The sequence below is a fragment of the Streptomyces sp. NPDC054932 genome, assembly GCF_053610205.1.
This window is the reverse complement of record NZ_JBSGXU010000093.1, coordinates 1-13,724: the sequence shown is the minus strand read 5'-3', so window position 1 is coordinate 13,724 and position 13,724 is coordinate 1. Positions and strand designations below refer to the sequence as shown.

The 13,724-nt window shown below is 73.9% G+C and carries 8 protein-coding genes and 2 pseudogenes; 6 read left to right on the top strand and 4 right to left on the bottom strand.

The features are described from left to right. Nucleotides 1-4 precede the first annotated feature (4 nt). The 4 genes and pseudogenes from ACWGE1_RS23760 to ACWGE1_RS23745 form a co-directional block, all read right to left on the bottom strand. Nucleotides 5-1,207, bottom strand: coding sequence for an AAA family ATPase (locus ACWGE1_RS23760; protein WP_453422505.1), 1,203 nt, complete (start codon nt 1,205-1,207; stop codon nt 5-7). Next, nucleotides 1,204-2,886 carry an ankyrin repeat domain-containing protein gene (locus tag ACWGE1_RS23755; RefSeq protein WP_453422504.1) on the bottom strand — a complete coding sequence of 561 codons (1,683 nt, stop codon included), beginning with the start codon at nt 2,884-2,886 and terminating at the stop codon, nt 1,204-1,206. The genes ACWGE1_RS23760 and ACWGE1_RS23755 overlap by 4 nt, the downstream gene beginning before the upstream one ends. Further along, entirely contained in the window at nt 2,883-4,019 is a 1,137-nt protein-coding gene (locus ACWGE1_RS23750) for a gala protein (protein ID WP_453422503.1), read from the bottom strand. The genes ACWGE1_RS23755 and ACWGE1_RS23750 overlap by 4 nt, the downstream gene beginning before the upstream one ends. Before the next feature lie 74 nt (nt 4,020-4,093). Continuing rightward, nucleotides 4,094-4,166: pseudogene (locus tag ACWGE1_RS23745) on the bottom strand. Nucleotides 4,167-4,459: 293 nt separating this feature from the next. Between ACWGE1_RS23745 and ACWGE1_RS23740 the strand changes: the two are divergent. The 6 genes and pseudogenes from ACWGE1_RS23740 to ACWGE1_RS23715 all read left to right on the top strand — a co-directional run. Then, nucleotides 4,460-6,922, top strand: a complete 2,463-nt coding sequence (locus ACWGE1_RS23740; RefSeq protein WP_453422502.1) for an ABC transporter substrate-binding protein — start codon at nt 4,460-4,462, stop codon at nt 6,920-6,922. A 443-nt stretch (nt 6,923-7,365) separates the two neighbouring features. Continuing rightward, nucleotides 7,366-8,424, top strand: a complete 1,059-nt coding sequence (locus tag ACWGE1_RS23735; protein WP_453422501.1) for a 3-oxoacyl-ACP synthase III family protein — start codon at nt 7,366-7,368, stop codon at nt 8,422-8,424. Between the two features lie 9 nt (nt 8,425-8,433). Beyond that, a complete protein-coding gene (locus tag ACWGE1_RS23730) occupies nt 8,434-9,312 on the top strand; it encodes a hypothetical protein (RefSeq protein ID WP_453422500.1) in 879 nt (292 codons plus the stop codon). 5 nt (nt 9,313-9,317) lie between these two features. Further along, nucleotides 9,318-11,366: a fatty acid CoA ligase family protein gene (locus ACWGE1_RS23725; RefSeq protein WP_453422499.1), complete on the top strand. Its 2,049-nt coding sequence runs from the start codon at nt 9,318-9,320 to the stop codon at nt 11,364-11,366. Further along, a complete protein-coding gene (locus tag ACWGE1_RS23720) occupies nt 11,351-12,499 on the top strand; it encodes an NAD-dependent epimerase/dehydratase family protein (protein WP_453422498.1) in 1,149 nt (382 codons plus the stop codon). The genes ACWGE1_RS23725 and ACWGE1_RS23720 overlap by 16 nt, the downstream gene beginning before the upstream one ends. Next, nucleotides 12,496-13,724 (top strand): annotated as a pseudogene (locus ACWGE1_RS23715) (non-ribosomal peptide synthetase); the annotation flags it as partial. The gene ACWGE1_RS23720 and the pseudogene ACWGE1_RS23715, both read left to right, overlap by 4 nt.

Sequence of the window (13,724 nt, the reverse complement as noted above, 5' to 3'; positions counted from 1 at the left end):
CGGCTCAGTTGCCGCCCGGCAACGAGCCGGACAGCTGGAGCAGTTCCACGAAGGCGTCGATGCCGGCGGGCACCGGCCAGGCGAGGTCGCGCATCGCGGCGAGGTCGGCGGCGGCGCGCGCGGCGACGTCGGGCACGCCCGCGTCCACGGCCTTGGCTAGGACCGCCCAGCCTGCCTCCCAGCGGGGGCGGGTGAGCTCGCTCTGCACGGCCGCGACCACGGCGATGAGGAAGGCCAGCTGCCGGTCGCCGCGCTCGGGCAGGGCGAAGGCGTCCGGGTCGGCCAGCACCCGGTCCGGGTCGGGCAGGTCGAGGTGTTCGAGGTACGAGAGCAGCTCGATCCCGGCGGCCTCGCCCACGGCGCCGGTGAGCGCGGCGGCCAGCGCCTCCCGGCCCGTGGAGGCCGCGTACCCCGTGGCCAGCAGCCGCAGGGCCATCTCCCAGGTGCGCGGGGAGGGCCAGCCGCGGCCGCGTCCGGCGGCCTCGGCCGGCATGTGGTGGACCAGGCCCGGCCGGGCGGTGAGGAAGCCGGAAACGGCGCCGCGGGCCCGGGCGGCCGAACCGGAGGCCTTGGCGGGATCGACGGCCGGGATGGCCACCTCGGGCCAGGTACCGGCCATGCCGCGGGCCACGGTGCGCGGGTTGTGCGTCCAGTCGAGGTGCACGAAGCGGTTGGCGAGGGGCGGGCTGAGGTGCCAGCCGTCCGCGGCGCTGGCGGGCGGATTGGCCGCGGCGACGATCCGTACCGCCGGCGGGAGTTCGAGGCTGCCGACCCGGCGTTCCAGGACGACGCGCAGCAGGGCCGCCTGCACGGCCGGCGGGGCGGAGGACAGCTCGTCGAAGAACAGCAGCCCGTGGCCGGTGCGGGCAAGGCGTACCGCCCAGTCCGGCGGGGCCATGGGGACGCCCGTGGTGGCCGGGTCCTCGCCGACGATGGGCAGTCCGGCGAAGTCGGAGGGTTCATGGACGCTCGCGATGACGGTTTCCAGCCGCACGCCGAGCGCGGTGGCGAGCTGCTCCATGCCGGCGGACTTGCCGATGCCCGGCTCACCCCACAGGAGGACGGGCTGATTGGCGGTCACGGCCAGTGCCAGTGCCTCGAGTTGGGGATTCGTGGCGGGTTCGGTGCGGGTGACGCTCAGCCGGGCGCCCAGGGCGTCGGCGGCCGCCAGGGCCCGGGCGGGCTGCTGCGGCTGGGGTGCACTCATGCGTCGTCGTCCTCGTCGTCCTCGTCCGCCTCGGCTTCCTCGCGGTACTCCATGTGCTCGTCGAACCAGTCGGCGCCGATCCCGGGGAACTCCTCGTCGACACGGTCCCGCAGGAAGCCGAGGTCGGTGCGCTGGTAGCGGCGGACCTCCTGGGACAGCGACAGTTCCATCTCGTCGATGACGTCGATCCGGGAGCCCGCCGCCAGCAGGGCCCTGACCAGGTCTGCCGAACCGCCCCAGTGCACGGCGGACAGCAGCGGGGTGCGCTCGGCCCTGTCACGCGCCTCCGGGTCGAGCCCGGCCGCCAGCAGCCGGGGCAGCAGCACGTCGTGGTCGAGCAGGTGGAGCGTGTGGAGCAGCGTGCGGCCGCGGGCGTCCCGGATCCGGGGGTCCACACCCGCGTCCAGCAGTGCCACCACACCCGGGGTGTCGCCGTGCTGGGCGCGCAGGAAGAGCTCGTGCCGCTGGGCCCGGAGGGCGCGCGGCAGCCGCCCCTCGCCCGTGGTCCAGGTCTGCTGCACGGCGAAGCACCCCGAGACCGCGCCGCCGAACGCCCGCATGGCACGCTCCCGTTGCTGCTCCTCGGGGGTGTGCGGAACGTCGAGTACGCCGCCTCGCGAGCGCACCTCGTGCCACCCGCCGCGACACCGCACGCGAACCGGCCTGCCCGTGTCGGGGCCGGGCGGACCCACCGCCGGTCCGGCGCCGGGGAACAACGCGTCGGCCACCAGCGGGTGCAGCTCGCGAGGGGCCGTCCGGCCGGTCCGTACCAGTTCGGGATCGGGGAGCCGCTGCCAGGCGTACCGGGGCAGGTCCGGGACGGCGGACGCCTCGGCCTGTTCGATGATCCGGGCGCGGAGCCCGTCGGGGCCGGCGTGTTCCAGCAGGAGGGAGGAGCGCCAGTCGGCCGCGATCCGGTACCGGTCACCGGCTCCGGCCGCCACGAGCCGCGCCACCTCCGGTACGAGCCGGGTGAGGTCGACGGGCATCCGCGCGAGGAGGGCCTTCGGGTCCGCCGGGCGCTGGTAGGGCTGTGGCGCGGGGACGGTCAGATCGCACGCGATGCCCGCCGCCCCGTAGGCCCCGACCACGTCCTCCCGGGCCCACGGCAGGGCGATCCGCTCGGCGAGACCGTCCGGCTCGGCGAAGCGCACGCCCAGCTCGGACGCATACCGGGCGTCCCAGAACGGCCGGATCGCGGTCCAGTTCTCCTGGACGAAACCCTGCCCCGTGTACCGGTGCCGCTTCTCGGCGAGGGCCGGCGCGCAGTGCAGGCTCAGCCGCTGCGAGCCTTCGGTCATGAGGGGCGTGGTGACCGACAGGGTCGGCCCCCCGGGGCCGCCGTAGGAGGCGAGCAGGATCCGCAGTGCGGGGGCGATGGTGGTGCGGCCGCCCAGGAGCCGCGGCAGGTGCCAGCGCAGCAGGTCCGGGGCGAAGTGCCGCAGGTCCTCCGCCACGGCCTCGGCGACGGCGGCGCCGTGGCGGGCCTCGATCGCGGGCAGCTCGAAGCCGACGTCGACGGCGGCGGCCGCGCAGGCCTCCCGCCAGTCACCGGCCAGCCGGTGCGCGGTGGCCCGCTCGATCATCCAGCCGGGCACGGCGTAGCGACGGATCCGCTGCCAGGCCGGGCCGTCCTCCGGTCGCAGACCGCCGGGCAGTTCGGCGTTCTCCACGCTCACCGGTACACGCTGCCGATCGCGCGCACGTCCGGGTGTGCGGCCCGGGCGGGGCGGAGCCGTTCGGTGAAGGAGCGCTTGACGCGGCGGGGCAGGCCCGGGCCCAGGCCGACGTACTCCAGAGGAGTGTCGGCGGGCACCGCCGCGAGCAGGCTCTTGGCACCGCGCCCGGTCAGGCCGGTGTGGCGCAGCTCCAGTCGGCGCAGGGGACTGCCGGGGAGGGCGGCGGCCAGGGCGTACGCCCCTTCGTCGCCGGGGTCGTTGCCGGGCGACCCGAGGCTGCGCTCGGACATGGTCCGTCCGAGGTCGAGTCCTTCGATGCCGCCGAGGGAAGCGGCCAGGCTGCGCACTCCGGTGGCGCCGATGCCGTTGCCGCCGAGCCCGAGACGGACCGGGTGCGCGGAGCCGGCCGCGGCGGTGGCGAGGGTCGCGGCGCCCTCGTCGCCGAGGTGGTTGGCGGGGACGTACAGCTCGCGCACCCCGGCCTCCCGTATCAGGGCGGCCAGCAGCGGGGCGGCGTCGGGACCGAGGCCGTTGCCGCCGAGGAAGAGCCGCTCCAGGGGCTGCTCGCGCTCCAGCAGGGCGTCGAGCAGGAGGCGTACGCCGTCGGCGCCGATCCCGGTGTTGACCAGGTCGAGGGTGCGCAGCGCGGTGTTGCGGCGCAGCAGAGCGGCCAGGGTGCGGGCGCCGTCCCCGAAGAGCGGGTTGCGCTTGAGCCAGAGGGCACGGACGGTGGTGTCGTCGGCGAGGGCGCCGGCGAGGGAGCCCACCCCGTCGGGGCCGATCCGGTTGCAGCCGAGGTAGAGGGTGTGCAGCCCGTGGCCACCGGCGAGGGCGTCGGCCAGGGTGGCGGCGCCCGCGTCGCCGATGGCGTTGGTACCGAGGAGCAGGTGGGTGGCGTGCGCGGAGGCGGTGGCGGCGGGCAGCAGCCGGGCCGCACCGGCCGGGCCGAGTCCCTGCTTGCAGAGGTCGACGCGGCCGTCGGTGCGCAGGGTGCCGAGCGGGAAGGTCTCGTCGGTCTCGACGGTCCGGTCGGCGGCGAGCCGGGCCAGCAGCGGGTCGAGTCGGGCCGGGTCGGCCGGTGGCAGGTAGGGGTGCTCGATCGCGGGGCAGCGTACGGGTGTCGGCTGTGTCATCACCACTCCACCGGTTTCCTTCGCCGGTGCCCGGCGTCCATCACGACTTGACGAGAGATCTGCAGAAGTAGACGCAAGACCGGTCGGATTCGAACCGACGTCCTCCAGCTCGATGCGTGGGCGCGACGACCTCTGCGCTACGGCCTTGCTGCGCGTGATCATACCCACCCGGCGGCCGAAAATCGATCACCAGTTTGGCTCGTCCGTTTCCGTGCGTGACAACCGTCATGGGCTGCGGCACCTGCCCCTGCCCTTGCGTGACGCGACGGGGTCAGCGCCTGCGGCCCGGGCGGGATCCGCCGAGCCGCTTCGCCGGCGTGCTGCGAAACGGCGAAGGGCACCGGTGCCGCCTGCCGGGCACATCGTGCCCTCGTCCCCGTGGGTGTGATCAAGCCACTCTTTCGTCACCCGATCGGCTCGGCAGGACCTACAGTGTGCGCGTGACCGAGCAGAATCCCGAACTCATCGCCGACCGCTACCAGCTGGTCGAACGCATTGGTCAGGGCGGCATGGGCCGGGTCTGGCGGGGCATCGACCAGCAGCTCTTCGGGCGCGAGGTCGCCGTCAAGGAGATTCTCTTCCCGCCGGGCCTGGAGGACGACGACCGCGCCGCGCTCCTCAGGCGGTTCACCGGTGAGGCCCGCGCAGCAGTCACTCTCAGCCACCCCGGGATCATCACCATCCATGACGTCGTGGAGCACCGCGGTGCCCCCGTCATCGTCATGGAGTTGATCCGCGGGCAGTCCCTGGCCGCCGCCATCCGCAGCCGGGGCCGGCTGCCCGTGCAGCGCGTGGCCGAGATCGGCGCCGCCATGCTCGGGGCGCTGGCCGAGGCGCACGGGGCGCGGATCGTCCACCGCGACATCAAGCCGGACAACGTGCTCCTGACCAAGGACCGCGTCGTCCTCACCGACTTCGGCATCGCCCACCTCGCGGACGCCACGACCAAGCTGAGCCACAGCGGGATCGTCATCGGGACGCCGCAGTACATGCCGCCGGAGCAGCTGGAGGGAAAGCGCCCGACCCCGGCCAACGACCTGTGGGCGCTCGGCGCAACCCTCTACCACGCCGTGGAGGGGTGCCCGCCGTTCGAGGCGGAGGGGCTCCACGCCCTCGCCGTGGCCGTGTTCACCCGCCCGCACCGGCAGCCGGTCCACGCCGGCCCGCTGGCGCCCGTGCTGGACGCGCTCCTCACCAAGGACCCGGCGCAGCGCGTGGGCGCCGCGGAAGCGGCCGAGATGCTGGCGTCGGTGCTGCGGGCCTCCCCGCCCCGGGCCGACGCATCCGCCGGGCACGAGCCGGTGCCCGCGGAACCCGAGTCCGAGCCCGAGCCTCTTCCCGCACCCACGCCCGATCCGAGGGCGTACCCCGTACCGGCACCGGACGGCGCGGCGGAGCACGCTTCCGCTCCGACGCCGCCGGAGCGGGCGCCATCGGCGACGCCGTCACCGCGGACCGCCACGCTCGTGGACTCCGGATCCGACGCGGGCAGTCTGCCGCGCCCCGTGCCGGACCGGCCGACCGGCCCGCCCGGGCCCGTACCTCCGGCCGAGGATTCCGTCGAGGACCCGGCCGAGGACCCGGTCACGCTTCGGGCGGCGGCCGAGACGGAGCACGGCGAGCGGCCGTCCGCTCGGCGCCGGGGTCTCACCCGGCGCTCCGTGATCCTGGCTGCGGCGCTGGCCACGCTCACCACGGGCTCCGTCCTGACCTGGACCCTTGCTCATGGTGAAGACTCACCCGGCGGCGGCGGCGGGGCGGCCGGCAGCGGCTCGGGAGCCTCTTCCGTCACGGTGGTGATCGGGGTGGACGCACCGCTCAGCGGCGGACTCTCCTCGATGGGTGTCGGTATCAGGAACTCCGCCGACCTGGCGGCCAGGACTGCGAACGAAACCCGGCACGTCCCCGGTGTGAACTTCGAGATCAAGGCCCTGGACGACGGGGCCGACCCCGCCCAGGGCGAGCCCAACGCCGCCCGGTTCGTGTCCGACGAGAAGGTGCTGGGGGTGGTCGGACCCCTCAACTCAGGTGTCGCCCGGACCATGGTGGCACCGCTCGCGCGGGCGGAGCTGGTCAACGTGTCACCGGGCAACACCGACCCCGTGCTGACGCTGGGCCCCGACTGGGCCGCGGGCAGCAAGTCCCGTCCGTACTCCACCTACTTCCGCACCATTGGCACGGACGTCGACCAGGGGCCGTTCGCCGCCCGGTACCTGCACGGCACGGCGAAGAAGACCAAGCTCTACGTGGTCGACGACGCGAGCGCGCACGGCACCGGCCTCGCCTCCGGCTTCACGGCCGAGTTCACGAAGCTCGGCGGGACCGTCGTCGGTACCGAGCAGGTCGATCCCGCGGAACGCGCCTTCGCGGGCCTCGCCACGAGGGTGCGGTCCTCCGGCGCCGACGCCGTCTACTTCGCCGGTTACTACGACACGGCAGCGCCGCTCTCCCAGCAGCTCAAGGAGGCGGGGGTGAACGTCCCCATGATGGGCGGCGACGGCATCTTCGACCAGCAGTACCTGACGGCGAACCCGAAGGCCGACGGCGACCTCGCGACCAACATCGGGGTACCCGCCGAGGAGTCGGCGGCAGGGCAGGACTACCTCGCCCGGTACCGGAAGGCGGGGTACCCGGAGGCGGCCGGCTGGTACGGCCCCTACGCCTACGACGCGACCTGGACCGTCATCGAGGCGGTGAAGGCCGTCGTGGCGGCCAACGGCGGCACCCTGCCCGGCGACGCACGGGCGAAACTGCCGCAGGCCGTGGCGCGGCTGGGCTTCGACGGTGTCACGGGCCGCGTCGCCTTCGACGGGAACGGCGACACGGCCAACCGTCAACTGACCGTGTACAAGGTGAAGGACGGCAGCTGGGCAACCGTGACGAGCGGAGCCGCCACCCGGTGACGACTGCAGGGGCGACGGGGCCCGGAAGCAATTCGGCCCGGGCGCGTTCGTTCGGACCCTGAATCAGGAAGCTGCGAACAAGCAGCTGCCGGTGGGCCGGACCCGGCAGGTCGCAGCGTTGCCGGGACTGCCCACCGTCGCCCAGCGGCCTGCCGCGGTCACGTCCCGCCAGGTGGACCGAGTGGTTCCGGACAGGTTTTCGAGGGCATGTGCGCCGCCGATAGGGGCGGAGGCTCTGATTCTGCTTGATGTCGCGGCGGCGACCAGTGGCCGATATTCGACCGTATGCTCCGGATTTGCGACTCTCTGACATCTCGGTGACATATCCGTACGCTACGGTAACTTGACTGTCCGTTATTCCCCGGACGCACCTTGAATCCCTCTGTCAACCACCGCCCTGGCACTCCCATGCCCTCGGCGGACCGCCACGGAGAGCGACACACATGAGCACCACCGCATACAGCCGAATAGAAGCCTTAGGCGTCTGCCTTCCGGCAGCCGTCCAGACCACCCCGCAACTCGCCGCCCTGGTCCCGGGGCTGGGGGAGGTGGACATCGAGAAGATCACCGGGATCGCCGAGCGGCGCGTGTACGATCCCGAACCGGCCGCCGGCGAGGACTCGTTCGGGCTGGCCCTGTCCGCCGCCCGGGACGCACTGGAGTCCTCCCGCTACCGGGCCGCCGACCTCGACATCGTCATCTCGGCCTCGATCACCCGCTTTAAGGACGGCAACCGCTTCACCTTCGAACCGTCCTTCGCCGCGATGCTGGCCAGGGAGCTGGGCGCCCGCTCCGCCATCCACTTCGACGTCTCCAACGCCTGCGCCGGAATGATGACCGGCGTGTGGCTGCTCGACCGGATGATCCGCTCCGGCGCCGTGCGGCGCGGTCTCGTCGTCAGTGGCGAGCAGGCCACCCGCGTTGCGCAGACCGCCGCACGTGAGATCACCGACTCCTACGACCCGCAGTTCGCCTCCCTCTCCGTCGGGGATTCGGCGTCCGCGGTCGTCCTGGACGTCTCGGCCGACGACGCCGACCGCATCCACTACATCGAGCTGATGACCTGCTCCGAGTACTCCCACCTGTGCATGGGCATGCCCAGCGACCGGACCCCGGGCATCGCCCTCTACACGGACAACAAGAAGATGCACAACCGCGACCGGCTCAAGCTGTGGCCACGGTTCCACGGGGACTTCCTGGCCAAGAGGGGGCGGACGTTCGCCGGTGAGGAGTTCGACTACGTCATCCAGCACCAGGTCGGCACCCGCTTCATCGACTACGTCAACCAGACGGCCGAGGCCGAGTTCGCCGCCCCCATGCCCACCTCCCTCTCCGTGGTCGAGCGGTACGGAAACACCGCCACGACCTCGCACTTCCTGACGCTGTGCGAGCACCTCAGGGCGGGCAGCGCCCGCCCCGGGGCCAAGTACCTGCTGGTGCCCGCCGCCTCCGGTGTGGTCACCGGCGCCCTGTCCGCGACGCTGACGAACGTGGGGGTCTGAGCCATGGGCATGGTCATCACCGCAGCCGGAACCGCCCTGCCCGACACGCCCGCCCCGACTTCGGTCGTGGACCTCGCAGGCCGGGCCGCCCGCGGCGCCCTGGCCCGGGCGCAGGTGTCGGCATCCTCGATCGGCGTACTCATCAACGTCGGCGTCTACCGGGAGCACAACACCTTCGAACCGGCCGTGTCGGCCCTGGTGCAGAAGGAGGTCGGCATCAACCTCGACTACATCGCCGACCCCGAACCGGCCGCAGGCTTCTCCTTCGACCTGATGAACGGAGCCTGCGGTCTGCTCAATGCCGTCCAGGTCGGCCAGGCCCTGCTGGAGACCGGAAGCACCGAGCGGCTGCTGATCACGGCTGCCGACGTCCACCCCGGCGGCGACGCGGACCGCGACACCGGCTACCCGTACGCGGACCTGGCCGGCGCCTTCCTCCTGGAGCGCAGCGCCGATCCCGGCGCCGGGTTCGGGCCGGTACGCCACTACACGGCCGACCGGCCCACCGACGTCGAGGGCTACCTCGACACCGACACCATGGGCCGGGACGGGCGGAGCACGATCACCGTCCGGCGCGAGCCGGACCACGCGGAGCGGCTGAGCGCGTTCGCGGCGAGCGCCGCCGCCGACTACGCGCAGGAGATCGGCATCGACCTCGACCGGACGCTGGTGATCGGCCCCTCCGCGCCCTCACCCGTGTCCACGACCGCATCCGCTGACGGGGTCGGGGTCGGGGTCGGGGGAGAGCCGCACACGGCGGCGCCCGTCCTCGGCTACCTCCGGGCGATGGACGGCGTACGCCGCGACGACTACGAGCAGTTCCTGTTCGTGTCGGTCGGCGCCGGTCCCAGCGCGGCATGCGCCCTCTACCGGCCCGAGGGGTGGTGAGCTCCGTGCCGCAGACGAGGTTGACCGGCGGTGGCCGGGCCGCGGAGCAGCCGGACGCCGTCACGGACAGCGTGGCCGGATGGCTCGAGCGAAACGCCCGCGCCTTTCCCGACAAGCCGGCCGTCATCCACCCCGACGGCCGAGGCTCCGGCAGCTACGGCACCATCACCTACGGCGAGTTGCAGCAGACCGTCGAGGAGCTGGCCCGCGGATTCCGGCGTGCCGGGATCACCCGGGGCACCAGGACGGTGCTGATGGCCCCACCCGGGCCGGAGCTCTTCGCCCTCTGCTTCGCGCTCTTCCGGGTCGGGGCCGTGCCCGTCGTGGTGGATCCCGGCATGGGCGTACGGCGCATGCTGCACTGCTACCGGGCCGTGGGCGCCGAGGCGTTCATCGGGCCGCCCCTCGCCCAGCTCGTGCGCGTCCTGGGCCGCCGTACCTTCGCCGGGGTACGTGTGCCCGTCACCCTGGGACGGCGCCGGCTCGGCCGCGGCCACACGCTGGCCGCGCTGCGCACCACCCCCGCGACCGGGAGCCGTCCGGACGCGGCGGCGCTGACCGGCGGGGACGACCTGCTGATGATCGGCTTCACCACCGGAAGCACGGGCCCCGCCAAGGGCGTCGAATACACGCACCGCATGGCGTTGTCCATCGCCCGCCAGATCGAGGCCGTCCACGGCCGCACCCGCGACGACGTATCCCTGGTCACGCTGCCCTTCTACGGGGTGCTCGACCTGGTCTACGGATCCACCCTGGTCCTCGCGCCGCTGGCCCCCGCCCGGGTCGCCCAGGCGGACCCGGCACTGCTCGTGGACGCGCTGGAACGATTCCGCGTCACCACGATGTTCGCCTCGCCCGCCCTCCTGCGGAACCTGGCCGGTCACCTCACCGGCGCCGCCCGCGGCCGCCACCCGCTGCCCGACCTGCGCTGCGTCGTCTCCGGCGGGGCCCCTGTGCCCGACGCGGTCGTGGCCGCGCTGCGCCGCGTACTCGACGAGAAGGCGCGGATCCATGTGACGTACGGGGCCACGGAGGTACTGCCGATCACCTCGATCGAGGCGGCCGAGATCCTCGGCGACGACGACGACACCGACACCGGCCGCACAGGCGGCGGTACCGCGGCCCGCGCCGCCGCGGGCGAAGGGACCTGCGTCGGCCGACCCGTCCCCGGCACCCGCGTGACCATCGCCCCCGTCACCGACGGACCGCTCGCCCGACTGGACTCCACCACCGGCCTGCCGGCCGGCCGCGTCGGCGAGATCCTGGTCCACGGCGACTCCGTCAGCAGGCGCTACCACCGAGCACCCCACTCCGACGCCGCCCACAAGGTGACCGAGGAACGGTCCGGCGGTGAAGCTCCCCGTATCTGGCACCGGACCGGCGACCTCGGCCACCTCGACGCCGAAGGGCGGCTGTGGTTCTGCGGACGCGCCGCACAGCGGGTCCGCACCGGCTACCGGGACCTGCACACCGTGCGCTGCGAGGGGGTCTTCAACGCCCACCCCCTGGTCCGGCGCACGGCCCTCGTCGGCATCGGACCGACCGGCGCGCAACGGCCCGTCGTCTGCGTGGAGACCGAGACCGGGGCGGACGGAGCAGCGCTCGACGAAAGCACATGGACTCAACTGGTCGCCGAACTGCGCACGATGGCCGAGGCGCACGCCGCGACCACCGGCCTCCAGGAGTTCCTGCGCCACCCGGCCTTCCCCGTGGACATCCGGCACAACGCCAAGATCGGCCGCGAGGAGCTGGCCCGCTGGGCCGAGCGCCAGCAGGCCCGGCCCGCCTCGTCCCCGGGTCGGCGCGCGGTCCGGATCGTGCCGCTCGCCGGATGGGCGTACCTCGTCGGCGGGGCGGTGTGGGCCGCGGCCGGGGAAGTCCCCGACATCCCGGTGCTGCGATGGCTGTGGTGGGCCGACGCCTTCCTCAGCATCGGTGTGCACGCCGCGCAGATCCCGCTCGCGCTGCCGCGCGGCAGGGCGGCTGGACACGGGACCGCCGCGGTGGTCGGGCGCACCATGCTCTACGGCGCGACCTGGTGGCGGTCGCTGTGAAGATCCTGGTCACCGGAGCATCCGGATTCCTGGGCGGGCACCTGGTCGACGGCGCGCTGAGCCAGGGCCACCAGGTCCGCGCCCTCGTACGGCGAGGCAGCGATGCCGCACGGCTGCGCTCCCTGCCCGGCGTCGAGGTCGTCACCGGCGACCTCACCGACGGCGGTTCGCTCGGGCGGGCGGCAGAGGGCTGCGAGGCCGTCCTGCACAGCGCGGCACGGGTCGTCGACCACGGCAGCCGCGCGCAGTTCGAGGCCGCCAACGTCACCGGTACGCAGCAGCTGCTGGCGGCGGCGCGGTCGGCGGGCGCGCGGCGGTTCGTGTTCGTCTCCAGCCCGAGCGCGCTGATGCGGGTCCGGGAGGGCGACCGTCTCGGCATCGACGAGAGCACCCCGTACCCGGAGCGGTGGTTCAACCACTACTGCGAGACGAAGGCGATCGCCGAGCAGTACGTACGGGCGGCCGACGGGCCGGAGTTCACCACCTGCGCCCTACGGCCGCGCGGCATCTGGGGGCCGCGCGACCACGCCGGATTCCTGCCGCGCATGGTCGACGCCATGCGCGCGGGCCGACTGCCCGACCTGTCGGGCGGCAAACGGGTCCTGGTCTCGCTCTGCCACGTCGACAACGCGGTGGACGCCTGCCTGCGGGCCGCGACCGCACCCGCCGGGCGGGTCGGCGGCAAGGCCTACTTCATCGTGGACCGCGAGGAGACGGACCTGTGGGCGTTCCTGGCCGGGGTCGGCGCCCTCTTCGCCTGCCCACCGCCGGCACCGCGCATCCCGCTCGTCCTCGGCCGCGGGATGGCCGCGGCGGTCGAGACGGGCTGGCACCTGCGCCACCGGTCCGCGGGCAGCGAAGCAGGCAGCGGCACCGACGAAGGTCCTCCCCTGAGCCGCTACATGATGGCGCTGCTGACCCGCTCTGCGACGTACGACACCACTGCCGCCCGTCACGACCTCGGCTACACGGCTCCGCGCACCCAGGCCGACGGAGTGCGGGCGCTGCAGGAATGGGTGACGGCGGTGGGCGGCGTCGCCGCCTGGACCGCCGGCCCGGCCGCCTCCACGGGCACGGCCGCACCGGCCCGCCCCGCACCCGACCACACCGAACAAGGGAACACACAGTCATGACATCCACTCAGGTCGGTGTCGGCGCCCGGGCCGGTGCCGGTGTTGCTGCCGACGCCCGCTACCGGCGTCCGGTGTCGCCCACCGAACGCCTCTACCTCGCCGCCGGGGACGCCCGCGGGGCCATGGCCCTGCGCATCGTCGTCGAGGGAACCGGCGTACCCGACCCCGAACGCTTCCAGGCAGCCCTGGCGCGCGCCGCCGAGTCGTGCCCGGGGTCACGGCTCGTGCGCGCCGGGGCGATGTGGAGCGCCGACGGGCCGCCGCCGCAGGTGCGGTACGCCGTACCGCGCGCCGGTGCGTACGCGGACTCGGCGCCGGGGACGGTCGAGTTGCCTGCCAGGCCGTCGCGGCGAGCGGATCCGCCGGGCTGCGAGGTGCTGATCGTGCCCGGGGCGGAGGGCGAGGCGACCACCACCGTCGTCTTCAGCGCTTCTCACGCCATGATGGACGGACACGGCGCCCTCACCTGGGTACGGGAGGTCTTCCGGGCCCTGCGCGGCGAGCCCGCCCGGCCCGCGCTGGACACGGACACCGACGCCGGGCTGCTGCGCCGGCTCGGCAGCGGCGGGCCGCGGCCCACGCCGAGTCCTCCCCGGCGCTCCCCGCTCGGTCCGCTCGGTCCGCTCGGCCCGGGCAGCGGTGGCAGCCGCCCGCTCCGGACGCTGTGGCTGCGCCGCACCCTGCCCGGCCGCCATCCCGCGCTCACCGCCCGCCTCGCCCAGGCCCTGACCGACGCCGCACGGCTCGACACCCGAGTCATGGTCCCCGTCGACCTGCGCCGCCACCGCCCTGGGATCGCGGCCACGGGCAACCTGAGCCTGCCGCTGTTCCTGGACCTGCGCCCCGGGGCGGACTGGACGGCCGCGCACACCACCCTGCTGACCGCCCTGGCCGAAGGCCGCGAACTCGCCGCCGGATTCGAGAAGGCCCTCGCGCCGCTGCCGCTGCCCGTGACCGCCGGTCTGCTGCGCACCGCCCAGGCGGTGGCCTCCCGTACCGACCGGCACCTCGCTTCGGCCGTCGTCTCCCACCTCGGCCGCCTGGACCTGACGGAGCTCTCCGGCGGCGGCTTCACGGCGTCCACGGCCTACGCGCTGCCGGTGCATGCCCCACTGGTTCCGCTCTCCCTGGTCGCCGCCGAGAGCGGCACGGCGACCGAGATCACGCTCGGCGTCCGCGGCGAGGGACGGGACCTCGCGGTCCGCGCCGCGGAGTTGCTGGACAC